At 38.1% G+C, this 20,227-nt stretch carries 2 protein-coding genes; both read left to right on the top strand.

Features of this window, described 5'->3' with window-relative positions:
* Positions 1-496 precede the first annotated feature (496 nt).
* Positions 497-17,614 carry a non-ribosomal peptide synthetase gene (locus tag K3G25_RS11820; protein WP_154817733.1) on the top strand — a complete coding sequence of 5,706 codons (17,118 nt, stop codon included), beginning with the start codon at positions 497-499 and terminating at the stop codon, positions 17,612-17,614.
* A gap of 11 nt (positions 17,615-17,625) precedes the next feature.
* Positions 17,626-20,227 (top strand): non-ribosomal peptide synthetase (locus tag K3G25_RS20760; RefSeq protein WP_173613490.1); only part of this gene is annotated, 2,602 nt, incomplete at its 3' end.

The following is a 20,227-nucleotide window of genomic DNA, read 5'->3' as shown; positions in this document are numbered from 1 at the left end:
TCTGGATGATCAAGAAAATGACTGCTGTATGATATAAGATATAAGTTGAAATTTAAGATTTATACACAAGCGTGCAGAGGCTGTTTGCCTTTCTGCACGCTATTAAATTGGAAAATGTAAAAAAATGATATATTGAGAACAGATCGCATCCTGAAATGCTACATGACATGATAAGAAGGACATAACTTTTTCCTCAAAAAATCGTGTCTTGACAACGGGGGCATTATTGAGTGTTTTTTTAAGTGATTCTGATTATTACTATCCAACCCGAAGGCTAAGGGCGGTGGGTTTAAACCACGACCTTTGAGCTGGAAAAATTTTAAGAATTTTGTTGATATAATCCTTAAATATAATATAATAGAATTATAGAAGCCAATATACATAAATAATTCTCAACATAAATTTTAATATTAAAGAGGCAAGATCAAGACGTTGCATCAATTGTAACAAAGATAATATCGCAGCATAAAAACAATAACTTTTTAAGAGGTGCAATATGAAACCCTATACAAAATCAGTATTAGAGGATGGAGTTAATATAACACTTGATCAATTACTTGGAATTTATGCTAACGAGAAATCAAGGGGAGTTTACTTTACTCAATCCGATGGCTCTGAATTGTTTGAGTCTTATGAAAGTCTTTATTTTAATGCCAAATCCATCTTAGGGGCACTACAAAAGCAGGGATTTCAGAAGGGCTCTTATATTATCTTTCAGACAAACAATAATTTATTCTTTATAAGGTTGTTTTGGGGTTGTATTTTAGGAGGCATGATCCCCGTTCCTCTGTCTGTACCGCTAATTGCATCGCCTGACACTGAAGCTTTCAAGAAGTTAGTGAAAGTAAGTAAGCAGTTGCCGAATGCGTGGATAATTACTGATGAAAGAAATTTAAATACGTTTAGAGAAAGTTATGAAGCCAATAATTTGAAATACTTAGAGTATGAAACCTTAGCATGTAATATGGAAGAGGGGCAATGCGTTACAGTAGATTGTCAGGACTTAGCGTATATACAATATTCGTCTGGCAGCACAGGTAACCCTAAAGGAGTAAAATTAACACATGAAAATCTAGTTTATAATTTGGCACAGATAGTAGATCGTTTGAAACTAGACACAAATGATGTCATGGCTAGTTGGTTACCATTGACACATGATATGGGCTTGATCGGTTATCATTTAACTCCGATATTTGCGGGTATATCTCATTCCCTTCTAAATTCGGGTACATTTTTAAAGAAATCTTGGCTATATCTTCAAAAATGTGCGCAATTAAAAGCAACGGTGCTTGTAAGTCCGAATTTTGGATTAGACTGGATGATAAAGACTGTAAAGGATTCACATTTAGAAAATATTGATTTATCTAGTGTGCGAAACATAATGTGTGGTGCAGAACCAATATCAATGGATACCATTAGACGATTTTATGAAAAATTCTCGTCTTCTGGCTTGCGTGAAAATACGATCCATCAAGTCTATGGTATGGCAGAAGCTAGTCTGGCTGTTACTATTCCTGAAGAAGGACATAATAGAAGTGTATGTATTAACCGTCATAAAGCTCGTATTGGTCAAGAAGTGGAGTATATAGAAACGAAGGAGCCAAATGCAGCAGAGTTTGCCATAGTAGGAGAACCATTATATGAATTAGAAATATTGATTGTAGATGATGAAGACCACATCTTAGGGGAAAATTACATAGGCAATATAGTGATCAAGGGGAAAAATGTATTTGAGGGATATATGAATCATGATAGTTCCCCTTTTAATGAACAGGGCTTCTTCTGTACAGGAGATTTAGGACTTTTACGCAATGGAGAACTCATTGTAATGGGCAGAAAGAAGGATATTCTGTTTGTAAATGGTCAGAATTATTATGCTAGCGATATAGAAAATATGTTAACATTGGCGATCCCAGAGTTGTCTCAAGTCGTTGTGTGTGGTGTTCGCAATCCGTCATCGATCAGGGATGAAATTATAGTATTTGTACATAATCGAAAAGATGCCAAGGCATTTTTGCCACTTGCCCATCAAGTGCAGGATATGGTATTAGAACGGGTTGGAATAGCTGCAGATTATGTAATTCCAATAAAAACGATACCGAAAACAACAAGTGGAAAGGTGCAACGTTTTCTTTTAATAGAGCGATTTGAGAATCATGAGTTTGATGATGTTATCGCAATAGCTCCATATTATTATGAGAGTAGCAAGGAATCTGCAAAGAAGCCAGCATGGAACAAAGCGGAGATTGAAAATCAAATCGTTGAAATTGCAAAAGAAGTATTCTCTATCCCTTCTTTGAAAGTAGACGATACGATTTCTCGGATGGGAGTTAGTTCGTTAACGTTGATTCGTTTCCAGGATGAAATCAATCAACGATTTCAAGTTGAAATCCCCATTGTAAGCCTTTTCAAAATGTCTACTCTAGAACAAATAATTACGATTGTAGGGGAACAACTACAGGTAGAGGATGTCCAAACATCTGAATTAACAGGGAATAAAGACATGTGGTATGAGCCATTTCCGGTAACAGAAATACAAGGAGCCTATTTAGTTGGAAGACAAAATATTATGGAAATGGGCAACATCTCCACACATGCCTATTATGAGTTTGAAACAGAATTAGATATTAAACGCTTAAACGATGCATTGAATCGAGTTTTAGAGCGTCAGCTTATGCTGCGTACTATTTTTGATGATACAGGAATGCAAAAAGTTCGGCGTTCTAATTCTTCTTATGATATTTGTATTGAAGATTTACAAGACTTGTCTTTAGAGGATCAACAAAAACGTATATTGGAAAAAAGAAATCACAGGTCACATTTTGTTTTTCAACAAGATCATTGGCCATTATTTGAGTTGTCTGCATTTATTCTTGGCGAGAAGAAAAATTATCTCTTCCTGGATATTGACTTATTAATTGCTGATGGAGGCAGTTTATTAATTTTAATACAAGAGATAATGGATTATTATGAGAAACCGAATATGGAGATTGAACCTTTAACCTTTCAATTTTCAGATTATGTAAGGGCATTGGAGAGCTTTCGTGAATCTTCCGCCTATCAAAAAGCTCAAGACTATTGGCAAGCCAAAATAGAGGATTTTCCCTATGCACCTCAGCTACCATTAGTTTGTGAGCCAGAATTCATAGAGAGACCAATATTTCAGCGCATGGAGAAGAGTCTGACAACTCATGAATGGAATGTTGTGAAAGGCTTAGCAGCTCAGTATGGTGTAACACCATCTGTATTCTTATGTACAATTTATGCGGAAGTTTTGGGCAAATGGAGCAATCAATCCAGAATGGCACTTAATTTAACTTTATTTAATCGGCAGTCCTTTCATCCAGACGTAATGAAGTTAATTGGAGATTTCACATCAGTTTTACTGTTAGATATTGATTTGTCTGTTCATAGTGCTTTTTGGGAGAGAGCATCTATGGTTCAAGATATATTATTTGAAGCAGTAGACCATCGTTTTTATAGTGGTGTTGATGTTATACGAAATATTGCAAGTAAGAGAGAAATGACTAGTAAAGCGATTATGCCAATTGTATTTACTAGTATGTTATTCGATAAATCGGAATTTACAGATGTTCTGCCAAAATTGGGAAAAATAAAATACGGAATAAGCCAGACCCCTCAAGTATTTTTAGATTTCCAAGTCACGGAAAGAGACGGACAATTAATGATGACTTGGGATTATGCGAAGGATCTGTTTGATGAAGATATGATCAGTGCCATGTTTGAAACGTATCAACTTCGATTGCAGCAAGTTATAGACAATAATCTTTCATCTATGCCGCTGCCTGTAACACAGTCTGAACTACTGCTTGATTACAATGATACACAAGGAGATTATGAAGGGGATTTACTGCAAAGATTAATAGACCAGCAATGCCAGAAGACGCCAGATGCTATTGCAGTCAAATTAGGACAAGATACATTGACCTATGGCGAGTTGGCGAGAAAATCCAATCAGGTCGCTCGCTATTTAGCAGAACAAAACTATGCGCACAATTCTTATATTGGAGTTTGGGCAGAGAGACGAATCGAGACCATTGTAAATACGGTGGGTATTTTAAAAGCCGGCCATGCTTATATTCCTGTGAATCCGGAACATCCTGAGGAAAGAATAAAATATATCGTGGAACATAGTGATATCAAGCTGATGATTCATCCGGATTTATATGAAAAAGAGAACCTGTCCACCTATAACGATGGCGCCTTAGAACTGTTAGAAGGCTGCCAGCAGGATAAAGCCTATGCTATCTATACGTCAGGAAGTACTGGACATCCTAAGGGTGTTGTGATCACCCATGAGGCAGTAGTGAATACACTATTAGATATTAATGAGAGATTCAAAGTAGGCAGCGAAGATAAAATCATTGCCCTATCATCGATGAGCTTTGATTTATCTGTCTATGATATTTTTGGAGCACTCATTAGTGGAGCCCAGTTAGTATTAATTCCAGATCTTTTAGATATGAGTAGCATTCACCAGATCATGATCGAAGAAGAAATCACGATATGGAATTCGGTTCCGGCCATTATGGATATGTATCTGGAAAGCACAAAACAAGACACAGTGCGGAGATCTGCAGCAGAGCGCTTACGTATGGTGATGCTAAGTGGAGACTGGATTTCTCTTGGTTTGCCGGAGAAAATCAAAACAAGAATGCCAAAAGCACAAGTGATCGGGTTAGGTGGAGCAACGGAAGGCTCTATATGGTCCATCTATTTCCCAATCACAGAAGTGAAGCCAGAGTGGAAAAGTATCCCTTATGGATATCCGTTGAAAAATCAACAAATTTACGTACTGGATGATTGTGGAGAAGAATGCCCGGTAGGCGTTCCAGGAGAACTGCATATTGGTGGAAAAGGAGTCGCCGCAGGTTATCTCAATGAAGAAGAGAAGACGAAGGCCGCCTTTATCAACCATAGATTAGGGTATCTGTACAAAACAGGTGATTATGGTGTCATGCGTCAGGAAGGATATGTAGACTTCCTTGGAAGAAAAGATAGTCAAGTAAAGATACGTGGACATCGTGTCGAACTGGGAGAAATAGAACACTGTATCAATCATTTGCCAAATATTCACCAGTCCGTAGTCGCTGATTATAGTGATTCACATGGAGAGAAGCAGCTGTGTGGGTATATTGTTGCAGATGAGACAGTAGAATTGGCAGAAATAAAAAGAGAGTTAGCAAAATATCTGCCTGATTATATGATCCCGGCACAATTCATACAGGTAGATGAGATTCCACTATCTGCAAATGGTAAGGTAGATCGTAAATTATTGCCGAACCCGGAAAAATATATTGAAGAAAGTAAGATGATAAGGGGTTATGAGGCACCAAAGACCCAGACGGAAAAATTGGTAGTAGAGGCATTTGAACATGTACTTGGTATGGAAAGAGTAAGTGTAAATGACAATTTCTTTGATTTGGGTGGAGATTCGATTAAGGCTATCCATATTCTAAACAAGATAAGAGAAGCTGGATACGATAGCTCCATGCGAAATCTTTTGATGGAGAGAACACCGAAGCTAATAGCCATGAATTTATCCACGAAAAAAGAAATTATACCTGCGGAGCAAGGAGAAATAAGTGGTGAGATTTCACTGACACCAATTCAAAACTACTTCTTCGCACAAAATATGATGAATCCTGAACATTTTAATGTATGCCAAGTGTTTAAGGTTCGTGAAAAACTAAATGTCCTGGCACTACAAAAAGCTTTGTCTGCGTTAGTACAGCATCATGATATGTTGAGAGCTACGTACAAAGATAAGAAACAGGTTATAGGGAAAGTAGAAGATAAGAAATGGTACGGCTTTACAACAATAGCATGTGAATCTGAAGAGATTCAGGAAAAAATTAAGACAACGAAAGTAAAGATGGATTTGGCGGAAGGACCATTATTGCAGGCTGTTTTATTTAGTACGCCGGAGCAAGATTATATGATGTTGCTAGCTCATCATATGATAATGGATGTGATTTCCTGGCGAATTTTAAGTGAGGATTTGGAGAAGGGCTACTCTCAAGCTTTGAATCAGAAAGAGATAACATTACCAGCTAAAACCGTTTCCTTTAAAGTATGGAGCGAAGGATTAGCTCGTTACAGCCAGAGTGAAAAGTTAAAGAGAAGGATAGCTTACTGGTCAGAGTTAGAAAATAAATTGGTTGATGGCAAGTTAAAAGAAGATAGCACTGATGATAAATTCGAACCAAAGACAGCCGTGGTATGTCTTAATTCCACGATCACAGAAAAGTTATTAAAAGAAAGTGCACATGCTTATAATACAGAGATTAATGACTTACTTGTAACAGCACTGGGACGTGCGGTAAACAAAGTAACAGGTCAGAGAACGCTTGCTATACAGATGGAAGGACATGGTCGTGAAGAAACAGTAGGGTCTTTTGATTTAGGTAGGACAATAGGATGGTTCACTAGTATATATCCCGTAGTTTTAGAAGAGTTAGGCACTAATATTGCTCAGGATATTCGAAATACGAAAGAGAACCTACGACGTGTGCCAGCACATGGAATTGATTATGGCCTCATAAAGTATGCAGACATGGTTAATTCAGAAGAAATGGATGTGGAAGTGGCACCAGATATATCATTTAATTATCTTGGAGAACTAGGAACAAAGAAAGAATCTGGCGATCCATATTTTGAGTTTTCACAACTGGGTTATGGACAGGATACGGATCCTCGCAATCAATTTGGACCATCCATTAACGTCATAGGTCATGTGCAAAATGGTAGTTTATCTATGACAGTAACCTGCAACAGCAGTCGTTATTTAGCTGAGAGAATTGAGCAAATAGGAAAAGCATATGAAGAAGAACTGATAGCGGTCGCAGAACATTGCTCCCATGCACAGAAGAGTGAGTCAACGGCAAGTGATTTTGGTGAGAGGGTATGGAAAGATAGCGAATTTTGTTATGTACAGGAAGCTGCCAAAAACCGCGGCGAAGAAGTTCAACGTATCTATCCTTTGGCTCCTGTGCAAGAGGGAATGCTCTATGAGAAGCTTTTGGATGAATCCTCTACGAAGTATGTTGTTCAGCAGACGTTGCGATTGACGGAAGTAGATGTAGAGAAGATGCACAAAGCTTTTGAATCTCTAGCAACACAGCATGATATTTTACGTACAAAGATCTGTTATCGGGGAGTAAGTGTGCCAAGACAAGTTGTATTGAAAGAAAGAAATCTGGAATTTAATTATATGGAAGTAGATAATGAATCCGATTATCTTGATTTAAAGGAACAAGATGTAAAACGTGGATTTGATTTAGAAGAAGATACACTAGTTCGTATGAATCTGATAAAAATAAACAATAGTGGATATCGATTGATCATGACGAACCATCATATTATTTTAGATGGTTGGTGTTTGCCAATTTTGCGTAGAGATTTGTTTAATGCGTATATGGCAACAGACGAAGAGTGTTTAAAAATACCTAATAAGACTGCTTCTAATAAAATGGGCAGCTATGAAAAATTTGTAGATTATATAAATGAAAAAGATAAAGAGCCGAGCCTTAAATATTGGGAAGACCTTCTTCAAGGATATGAGACAAGGGCTGATATTCTACCTATGGGTCGTCCAGAAGAAACAGAAGAAGAGAGTCAGAGTCAAGAGTTTAAGTTAAGCTTGGAGGTAACCGAACAAGCAGAAGCGGTATGTGCCAAGTACGATGTAACATTGAACACGCTAGTAGAAGCTTGTTGGGGCGTTTTATTGGAAAAATACAACTCAACCAATGATGTCGTTTTTGGAAAGGTTGTATCTGGTAGAAATGCAGAGATTGAAGGTATTGAAGAAATCGTTGGTTTATTTATCAATACAATACCTGTACGTATATCGACAACAAACGAAGACACATTTGCCGATTTGTTGAAATCATTACAGGACCAAGCAATTGCTGCAAATGATCACGATTTTCTTCCTTTAGCAGAAATACAGAATCGTACTTTATTAGGAAGGAATCTAATTGGAACCTTATTCTTCTTTGAAGGCTATCAAGGAACAAGTATCAATATTGATGGCAAATTAAATGTGGAATCTGAATATTACCGCGAACAAATCGGGTATGACTTGGGAATGACAGCATTTAAGAGTGATCGTCTTCATTTTAGAATTCTATTCAGTACAAAGCTATATAACAAGGAAGAAATAAACATTATCGGTTCCCATTTGCAAAGACTTATGGAACAAGCAATTGCAGCACCACACACGAAATTAACCGAATTAGGCATGACAAATGAAGCGGAAGAAATGAAAGAATTAGTACAGTTTAACGCAACGGATCGTGACTATCCAAGAGACAAGACCATTGTCCAATTATTTGAGGAACAAGTAGCAAGAACACCCCATAATACAGCAGTGGTATGCGGGAATGAGCAATTGAGTTACGCTGAATTAAATGCTCGTGCCAATAAACTTGCATTAAGGTTACGACGGGAATACCATGTCCAGCCTGATGATTTTGTTGCGATTATAGCAGAAAGAAGTATTGAGATGGTGGTCGGATTATATGCCATCCTGAAGTCGGGTGCAGCATATGTACCAATTGACCCGTTTTATCCAGAAGAACGCATCGAGTATATATTGGAAGATAGCCAGCCGAAAGCGGTTTTAATTGGTCATGGAAAGTATAATATTTCCCCTGAAAAGGTTGTCGACTTATATAGTGCAAGCAATTATGAAGAAGGTGCAGAGAATCCTGAACATGTAAATACTCCTCATGATCTTATTTATCTGGTTTATACATCGGGTACAACAGGAAAACCAAAAGGAGTTATGGTAGAGCATCGGAATATAGTCAATCAGCAGATGTGGACACAAAGAGAATATCCATTACACGAGGGAGAATCTCTTTTAATGAAGACCACTTGTGCCTTTGATGTTTTTGCCTGGGAAGTATTTTGGTGGATGTTAGCGGGTGGTAAACTTGTTATTTTGCAACAAGGAGAAGAAAGTCAAAGTGATAAGATCATCAAGGTAATTCAGGATTATAAAGTCAATGCAATCCAGTTCGTTCCTTCAATGTTCAATATGTTCTTAGAAGAATTAGATATGAGCAAAGAGAGAATAAATACGCTACGTTATATCATTAATATTGGTGAGAAACTGAATGCAGAAAGTGTGAGACATTATAATCAATTAAGGGAAAAAGGACAAGTAAGAGCAGAACTACTGAATCTCTATGGTCCAGCAGAAACTACAGTTAATTCCAGTGGATATCATTGTCCAACAGACTTAAATGTAGATAAAGTATGGATTGGTAAGCCTATTAGTAATACACAAATTTATATATTATCAAATGAAAAAATAGCCGGAATAGGTGTACCAGGGGAATTATGTATTGCAGGAGAAAGTGTGTCGCGTGGATACTTAAATCGTGAAGAATTGACAGCACAGAAATTTATTAAAAATCCTTTTGGTTCAGGAATGATGTATAAAACAGGTGATCTGGCACGGTGGATACCGGATGGAAATATTGAGTACCTTGGCCGTATAGATGATCAGGTTAAGATAAGAGGTTTCAGAATCGAACCAGGAGAAATTGAAAGTACTTTGATGGAACTCGAAGGAGTTAGTGGAGCAGCCGTTGTAGTACGGCAAGACAAGCAAGGAGAAAAATATCTGTGTGCTTATGTAGTCGTTCATACAGAAGTAGAAAAATTAGACGAAGATACAATCAAGAGTGAATTACGCAAGAAGTTACCAGACTATATGGTTCCTTTATATATTATTCGAATTGACCAAATTCCATTAAGTCATAATGGAAAGCTGGACAAAGCGGCACTACCAGAACCAGAATACAAGTCTAAGGAATATGCAGCACCAACAAATAGAGAAGAGAAGTTAGTAGTTGAAGCATTTGAGAAAATCCTAGGAGTAACAGAAATTAGTGTCCATGATAGCTTTTTTGACTTGGGTGGTCATTCACTGAAAGTTACATTATTGTGTAATGAATTAGAAAAGACAATCGGTATAAAACTGAAGCTTAGTGAAATATTTGCTTTATCTACACCCAAACGTATTGCAGAAAGAATTGGAAGTTTACAATATGATAGTTTTTCGGAAATACCGAAAATAGCTAAAGCAGAGTTCTATCCTATGAGTTCTGTTCAAAAGCGACTTTATCTTCTCAATGAGATAGTAGGTCCTAGTATTTCCTATAACATTTCGAATGTCATAAAATATGAAAACACTCTGGATAAAGAGCAGCTACAGGGAGCGTTAGATAAACTCTTAGAGAGAGAAGAAGTATTGAGAACCAGCTTCCATCTTATTAATGGAGAGCCAGTTCAAGTGATTCAACCAGATGCGAGAGTAGTATTAGAATACAAAGAAGCAGATACACTAGATATTCAAGATGAATATGATCGTTTTGTTTGCCCATTTGATTTATCCAAAGCACCTTTGATGCGGGTTAAGTTACTACAGACGCCACAAGCTTCATACTTGATGCTGGATATTCATCATATTGTTTCTGATGGAGAAAGTCTGCCTATTATGATGAACTGGATAAGCGAGTTATATGAAGGAAATACTTTATCAATGCCAAGGGTTCATTATAAAGATTTCTCTGCTTGGCAAATGACTCAGGATATTACGAAGCAGGCGGCATATTGGAAGAACGAGTTCTCAGGCGAAATTCCAATACTAAATTTGAATACAGATTTCCAACGTCCTAAGAAAAAGAGCTTCAATGGAGCCGACGTAAAAACTAAGATTGAAGAACCAGTTTTTATGGAAATAAAAGAATTAGCGAAGAAGCATGGTGCTACGGAATTCATGATTATGTTATCAACCTTTATGCTTCTATTGAGCAAGTACAGTCAACAGGAAGAAATTATAGTCGGAACTCCTGTATCAGGTAGAACCCACGTTGATACACAAGACATGCTGGGGATGTTTGTAAACTCCTTGGCTATCAAAGGAAATGTGAAACAAGAGGAGAGTTTTGAACAAGTATTGCTAGGAGTAAAAGAAAAATGTCTTCTTGCGTACGATAATCAGGACTTTCAATATGAAGACTTGGTTGAGGCAGTAGATGTAAAGAGAGATTTATCAAGAAATCCATTATTTGATGTAATGTTTATGATGCCAGAGAGTGAAATTATGTCTGGTTCAAAGAGCATTATGAGTGGAACATGGGTACCAATGGAAGGAAAAGTAGCTAAGTTTGATCTGAATTTAATGGTAATACACACATCAGAGGGTTATGTGGTCAATTTAGAGTATTCTACAGATTTATTTAAACAGGAAACGATAAAGCAAATGTTGGATGATTATGTTTCATTGCTTTCAGAAGTTGTCAAGAATCCAGAAGATCGTTTGCAAAAGCTACTTAAGAAAGAGGATGTTAAGAAAGAGGATGTTAAGAAAGAGGAGAAAGATTCGACCCAAGCAGAGCTTGATAATCATGCCAATCTTTTGGCACGGCAAGTTTCAGATTTGATGAAAGCATTGCATCAAAGAGATCAAGCCTACTGGAAGAAGAAAGTAGGTGATTTCCCGGATGCACCACAGTTACCGCTTCTTTCTAATGGGAGTGCTGTAAACAACGCAACAGTAAAACGTTTAGAAACGAAAATTTCTGCAAAAGACTGGGCGATTGTGAGAAACAAAGCTTTGGATAACAGAATTGCACCATCTGCGTTATTGTGCACAATATATGCGGAAGTTCTATTTAAATGGAGCAATCAATCCAATATGGCACTTAGCTTAAATCTGTTTAGTAATCAGCCTTTTCATCAAGATGGAATGTCGCTGATGGGGGATTTTGTATCAAAATTGTTGTTGGATATCGATTTATCATCTCACAGACCATTTTGGGAAAGAACTACTGAGATTCAGAATCGGTTATTTGAAGCGTTAAACCACAGATTTTACAGTGGGGTTGATTTCCTGCGTGATCTGGCTGAACATCGTGGTCAAGAAGCTCAAGCTATAATGCCAATTATATTTACAAGCATGCTTCGTGGCGAAGTGGATTCTTTCAATGCCAATATAGGTAGTAGGGGAGAATTGAAATACGGAATAAATCAGGCCCCTGAAGTATTTTTGGACTTCCAAGTTGCGGAAAGCGACGGACAATTAATGATGACTTGGGATTATGTGGAGGATTTGCTTGATGAAGATATGATCCGTGCCATGTTTGAAACGTATCAACTTCGATTGCAGCAAGTTATAGACAATAATCTTTCATCTATGCCGCTGCCTGTAACACAGTCTGAACTACTGCTTGATTACAATGATACACAAGGAGATTATGAAGGGGATTTACTGCAAAGATTAATAGACCGGCAATGTCAGAAGACGCCAGATGCTATTGCAGTCAAATTAGGACAGGATACATTGACCTATGGCGAGTTGGCGAGAAAATCCAATCAGGTCGCTCGTTATTTAGCAGAACAAAACTATGCGCACAATTCTTATATTGGCGTTTGGACAGAGAGACGAATCGAGACCATTGTAAATACGGTGGCTATTTTAAAAGCCGGCCATGCTTATATTCCTGTGAACCCGGAACATCCTGAGGAAAGAATAAAATATATCGTGGAACATAGTGATATCAAGCTCATGATTCATCCGGATTTATATGAAAAAGAGAACCTTTCCACCTATAACGATGGTGCCTTGGAATCGCTAGAAGGCTGCCAGCAGGATAGAGCCTATGCTATCTATACGTCAGGAAGTACTGGACAGCCTAAGGGTGTTGTGATCACCCATGAGGCAGTAGTGAATACACTATTAGATATTAATGAGAGATTCAAAGTAGGCAGCGAAGATAAAATCATTGCCCTATCATCGATGAGCTTTGATTTATCTGTCTATGATATTTTTGGAGCACTCATTAGTGGAGCCCAGTTAGTATTAATTCCCGATCTCTTAGATGTGGCCAGCATTCATCAGATCATGATCGAAGAAGAAATCACGATATGGAACTCGGTTCCGGCCATTATGGATATGTATCTAGAAAGCACAAAGCAAGACACAGTGCGGAGATCTGCAGCAGAGCGCTTACGTATGGTGATGCTTAGTGGAGACTGGATTGCTCTTGGTTTGCCGGAGAAAATCAAAACAAGAATGCCAAAAGCACAAGTCATCGGGTTAGGTGGAGCAACAGAAGGCACTATATGGTCCATCTATTTCCCAATCACAGAAGTGAAGCCGGAGTGGAAAAGTATCCCTTATGGCTATCCGTTGAAAAATCAACAAATTTATGTACTGGATGAATGGGGAGAGGAATGCCCGATAGGCGTTCCAGGAGAACTGCATATTGGTGGAAAAGGAGTCGCCGTAGGTTATCTCAATGAAGAAGAGAAGACGAAGGCCGCCTTTATCAACCATAGATTAGGTTATCTGTACAAAACAGGTGATTATGGTGTCATGCGTCCGGAAGGATATGTAGACTTCCTGGGAAGAAAAGATAGTCAAGTTAAGATACGTGGACATCGTGTCGAACTGGGAGAAATAGAACACTGTATCAATCATTTGCCCAATATTCACCAGTCCGTAGTCGCTGATTATAGTGATTCACATGGAGAGAAGCAGCTGTGTGGGTATATTGTTTCAGATGAGACAGTAGAATTGGCAGAAATAAAAAGAGAGTTAGCCAAATATCTGCCTGATTATATGGTCCCGGCACAATTCATACAGGTAGATGAGATTCCACTATCTGCAAATGGTAAGGTAGATCGTAAATTATTGCCGGACCCGGAAAAGAATATTGAAGAAAGTCAGATGATCAGGGGTTATGAGGCACCAAGGACCCAGACGGAGAAATTGGTAGTAGAGGCATTTGAATATGTACTTGGTGTGGATAGAGTAAGTGTAAACGACAATTTCTTTGATTTGGGTGGATACTCGCTTAATGTAATCCGGCTGTGTAATGAATTAGAGAAGAGTGCAGGGGTAAGGTTACCACTTAGAGAAATTTTTGATTTAGTTACACCAAAAAATATTGCAGAACAAATTAAAAACTCAAAGGTTGTAAATACGTTTGAAGAAATACCAGAAATAGCAGAAGCAGAAAGCTATTCTATAAGTTCAGCTCAAAAGAGACTTTATCTTTTAGACCAACTAACAGGTCCTGGTACAACTTATAATATTCCTTTAGTAATCAAGCTTAAAGTTAAACCAGACAATAAGCGACTTCAGAGAGCATTGGATCAATTAGTAGAGCAAGAGGAAATTTTGAGGACAAGCTTCCATATAGTGAATGGTGAGCCAATTCAAAAAATTTCCTCAGATGCAAGAATTGTGCTGGAGCACAGTGAAGTTAATACAGCAGATTCACAGTATATCCAGGATGAATATAATACTTTCGTCCAACCATTTGACCTGTCAAAATCACCACTAATGCGTGCAAAAATACTGGATACTCCAAATGATTCATACTTATTTTTGGATATTCACCATATTTTATGTGACGCAGAAAGCATGCCGATTATGCTCTACAAAATACAAGAGTTATATGAAGGAAGAGAATTGTTAACACCACGAGTACAGTATAAAGACTTTTGTGTTTGGCAAAATGCTAGAGATATAACAGAACAGGCAGCGTACTGGAAGAAAGAATTTTCTGGTGATATACCAGTCCTGGATTTAATCATGGATTATCCACGCCCTCATAAACAAAGTTTTAGAGGTGCTAATTTCCGAACACAGGTAGAAGAAAACACGAGTATTCAAGTAAAAGAGTTAGCGAAGAAGTATGGTGCAACTGAGTTTATGGTTTTGTTATCCATCTTTTTCTCCATGTTAGGAAAATACAGTCGACAGGAAGAAATTATAGTAGGAACTCCAATATCGGGACGAAACCATACGGATACCCGAAATATGTTGGGCATGTTTGTAAACACTCTGGCAATCAAAGGGAATGTCTGCTCCGATGATTCATTTGAGGATGTATTATTAGGTATAAAAGAGAAATGTTTACAGGCGTACGATAACAAGGATTATCAGTTCGAGGATTTAGTTGAAGCAGTGGGAGTAAAGAGAGATTACTCAAGAAACCCAGTATTCGATGTGATGTTTGTATTGCAGGACGATGAGAGAGAGAGTTATTCGGATCGAATTCAATTTGGAACGAGGAAATCCGTTGAAGGAAGTATTTCTAAATTTGATCTTACCTTAACCATGATAAGTGATTCAGAAGGCTATAAGATTGATTTTGAATATTCTACAGACTTATTCAAACCAGAAACGATCGAGTACATGGCAAAACACTTCTTAACACTAATTGAAGGAGTTTTAATGTCTCCGGAAAAGAAGCTGCAGGATATTGCCATGGTAGATATGAACGAAGAAGCAAAAATATTGGATGAGTTCAATATGACGGATGCAGAATACCCTGATAATAAGACGATTGTGCAGTTACTTGAAGAGCAGGCTGCCAGAATACCTAATAGTATAGCAATTACATTTAATGGACAACAGCTGACCTATGCACAATTAAATGAACGGGCGAATGCTCTGGCAAGAAAACTTCGAATGGACTATAACATTCAACCCAATGACTTTGTGGTGATCTCAACAGAGAAGTGTTTGGAGATGGTGGTGGGTATATACGCTATTTTAAAGGCTGGAGCAGCTTACGTACCGGTTGATCCATCTTATCCAGAGGAAAGAATTAATTATATCATTAATGACTGTAAACCAAAGGTCGTATTATGCGGTACAAAAGAACCTGAAGCTGACATTCCTATCATGAATCTTCATGATGAGGCAAATTATAAAATGGAATGCAGTAACCTTGTCCATGTAAATCAATCAAGTGATTTGATGTATGTAATTTATACCTCTGGTACGACTGGCAGGCCTAAGGGTGTTATGGTTCAGCATGTAAATGTAGTGCGATTACTTAAGAATGACAAGTTTAAGCTTGATTTCTATGAAAATGATATTTGGGTTCAATTCCATTCTTATTGTTTTGATGTTTCGGTTTGGGAAATATTCGGATGCCTATTAAATGGAGCAAAGCTTGTAATTCCTTCTGAAGATACGGTAAAAGATGGATATGCTTTTGGAGAGCTTTTGCAAAAAGAAGCGGTAACAATCTTATGCCAGGTACCTTCGCCATTTTATGCGTTGATCGATGCAACGACAGGACAAACAATAAATAGTTTACGATATGTTATTTTTGCAGGAGAGGCACTTTATCCAACACATTTGAAGAAATGGCATGAGAACAATAGGCATTGTCGTCTGGTTAATATGTACGGGCCTACAGAGACCACGGTATACGCTACTTATCGCGATATTGATGCTGAAGCCATCGAGAGAGGAATTAGCGACATAGGAAAGCCACTTCCAACATTGAAGATTTATATGTTAAATGGAAATGAACTTTGTGGAATTGGAGTTCCAGGTGAGTTATGTATAACAGGTGAGGGTGTATCTCAAGGATATTTAAATCGACAAGACCTGACAGACGAGAAGTTTGTACACAACCCATTTGGATCCGGAAAGATGTATCGGACAGGTGATTTGGCACGTTGGTTACCTAACGGAAACATTGAATATATTGGACGGATGGATGACCAAGCAAAAATCAGAGGATATCGTATTGAACCACGAGAAGTAGAAAGCCGTTTATTGGAGCTTGAAGGCATAAATGAAGCTGTAGTCATAGTGCGAGAAGACAAAAGGAATGAGAAATTCCTGTGTGCCTATGTAATAACTGAGACAGAAATAGAAGAAAAGGACGTTAAGATCAAGTTAAGTAAAGTATTACCAGATTACATGGTGCCTGCACATATTATTTCGGTTGATGCGATTCCGCTGACAAGTAACGGGAAACTTGACAAAGCCTCTTTACCACAGCCGCAGTATAAGTCAAAGGAATATATTGCACCACGAAATGAATATGAAACTCTGATCGTGCAGGCATTTGAGAACATTCTAGATATTGAAAAAGTCAGTGTAACTGATAGCTTCTTTGATCTAGGGGGATCGTCACTGAAAGCAGTGCTCTTGTGCAATGAATTGGAGAAGGCCATAGGAGTAAGATTGTCAATTAGAGATGTTTTTACTTTTGGTACGCCCGAGCAGATAGCGGGAAATATCGAGTCGATTGAGAACGAGATGTTTGTGGCAATAGAACAAGCTTCAGCAGCTGAATACTACCCTACAAGTTCAGCTCAGAAACGACTCTATCTTCTAGACGAGATGACCGGACCTAACATTAACTACAACGTATCGGATGTCTATGCCTACGAAGAACCGCTGGATAAAGAAAGGCTACAGAAGGCTTTGGATAAGCTGTTACAGCAAGAAGAGATACTGCGAACTAGTTTCCATGTTGTGGACGGTGAACCCATTCAAACGATTTCTCCAGACGCAAGGGTTTTAATAGACTACAGCGAAGTGGACGAAATAGATGTACAAACAGAATACGATAAATTTATACAACCGTTTAATTTATCCGAAGCACCGTTGATGCGTGTGAAATTAATGAAGACAACAACGGCCTCCTATCTATTTGTTGATATTCATCACATTATATGTGATGGAGAAAGCCTGCCAGTTATACTGCATCAGGTGAACGAATTTTATGAAAATGATGAAACTGATCATGAATAAGAGGAGAACTTATGAATAAAAATTCTAACCGAATCCAGTATAAAGATTTCAGCGTATGGCAGAATTTTTATGATATCTCAAAACAGGAAGAATATTGGAGGAGGGAATTCGCTGGTGAAATTGCCAGGGTGGATTTGAAGACGGATTTCCTCCGTCCTCAAATCCAGTCTTTCAGGGGAGCCAATGTTGTAGCAAAGGTAAAAGAGCCATTAAGCTCAGGGGTTAAAAATCTAGCCCTAAAGCATGGTGCTACTGAATTTATGGTTACCCTATCTGTGTTCATTTTATTATTAGCCAAATATAGTCGCCAAAAGGATATTATTGTAGGAACTACCGTGTCAGGCCGAGTTCATGCAGATACTAAGGGTATGTTGGGGATGTTTGTCAATACTCTGGTGATCAAGGGAGAAGTTAGTCCGGATGAGACCTTTGAGCATTTGATATTAGCTGTGAAGGAGAAGTGTCTGCAGGCTTATGATAACCAAGAATACCAATTTGAAGATTTAGTTGAAGCCGTAGAGAAGAAAAGAGATCTCTCAAGAAACCCGATATTTGATTTTATGTTCGGATTAAAAGAAAAGAAAAAACCGACGGAAATGCAAGGCCTATTGGGCGGAAAAAGTGCATTTATTAAAAGAAATGTTTCAAAGTTTGACTTATCCGTTCTGGTTGAATGTGTGTCAGAAGGGTATGAAATTGATTTTGAGTATTGCATAGATTTATTCAAACAAGAAACGATTGAATATATGGCAAGGCATTATGTAACGCTGCTTGAGGAAGCAGTAACACATCCAGAAAAAAAACTTAAAGATTTGCATATGCTTGATATCAGGGAACAAGAGAAGATATTGGTTGATTTCAATGCAACGAATGTAGAATACTCTCGAGAACAAACAGTTGTCAGCTTATTTGAGAATCAGGTAGAGAAAACAGCAGAACATATTGCACTTAAATTTGATGATAAACAGATGACATATGCCGAGCTGAATGAGAGAGCAAATCAGTTGGCGCGTACTCTTCGGGATTTAGGAGTAGTTCCAAACGATTTGGTGGCTCTAGTTACAGAGCGTAGCATGGAAATGATTGTAGGAATATTAGCAATCATCAAGGCAGGGGGAGCTTATGTACCCATCAATCCGGAATATCCAGATAATAGAATTCACTATATGCTGGAGGACAGTAGTCCAAAGATTGTATTGACGTATAAGAATAAGCTGCCAGGGAAGGTAGGGATTCCGGTATTAGATTTAGAAGATGAGAATAATTATGCTAATGAAACGGACAATCTTTTGCATGTTAACAGGTCTAATGATTTAGTGTATTGTATCTACACTTCTGGTACAACTGGAAACCCTAAAGGAGTTTTAATTGAACATCGAAATGTGGTCAATATGTGGGTCACATATAAGGAAACATTTGCACTGAACGACAAGGATACGGTGCTGCAATTTGCAAATGTATCTTTTGACCAAGCGGTGGGAGATATCTTCCCTGCACTATGCAATGGTGCGGCATTATGCATTGTACCAAAACATTTAACCTATGATATGGAGCAACTACAAAAATATATCGATCGAAATAATGTTACAACAGCTTCATTGACACCTAAGTTAATAGACGGGTTGTGTGTTGACGCATTACCGACGCTTCGTTTGCTGGAGTCAGGTGGAGAGGCAGGTCGTCTAGAAACTTTAAAAGAATGGGCGAAAAAGGTAGAAGTGCTAAACACATATGGTCCTACAGAATCTACTGTAAATGCAACTAGTTTTAGAGTGAATACAGACTCTACTTCCATTACCATTGGACGTCCGATTGCAAATACAAAGGTATATCTTCTAAATGAAATGGAGCTATGCGGTATTGGAATACCTGGCGAGTTGTGCATTGCAGGAGATGGTTTAGCAAGAGGTTATTTGAATCAGCCAGAATTGACAGATAAGAAGTTTATTCAAAATCCCTTCGGTGAGGGAAAACTGTACCGTACAGGAGATTTAGCACGTTGGCAGCCAGATGGAAATATAGAGTATTTAGGCCGTATAGATGAACAAGTGAAAGTCCGTGGTTACAGGATAGAGTTAGGTGAAATTGAAAGTGTATTAAGAAAACAGAGTAACATCACGGATGCTGTCGTTGTTGTAAAAGAAGTTGGAAACGATGAAATTCTCTGTGCATATCTCATTGCAGAGAAGGATCAAGAATTAATTATACCCGAAATTAAGGAAGCGATAAGAGAAGAAGTAACAGAGTATATGATTCCTACCTTTATGATACAGATCGATGAATTTCCACTAACCATAAATGGAAAGCTGGATAAAGCTAGGTTGCCAGAGCCAGATATGTTAGAAAGCTCGAAATACGTACCACCAAGTAATAAGACGGAGCAAGCAATCGTAGATGTATTTGAGGAAATTCTAGGAGTATCTCCAGTCGGCATAGAGGACAGTTTCTTTGAATTGGGTGGACATTCGTTAAAAGCGACGGCAGCCATTAATGCCATAGAGAAGAAAACCGGGATTCGTTTGCCAGTCAAAGAGATATTTAGTTCCCCAACTCCTGCCATGTTGGCGAAAAAGATTGAGGCCGCGGGAGAAGGCGAATATAGTCCAATACCAA

Origin of the sequence: Bacillus sp. FCW2 (assembly GCF_021228595.1) — a bacterium.
Classification (GTDB): domain Bacteria; phylum Bacillota; class Bacilli; order Bacillales; family Bacillaceae; genus Bacillus; species Bacillus velezensis.
Note: the sequence above shows the minus strand (reverse complement) of the source record. Positions and strands in the feature narration are given on the sequence as shown.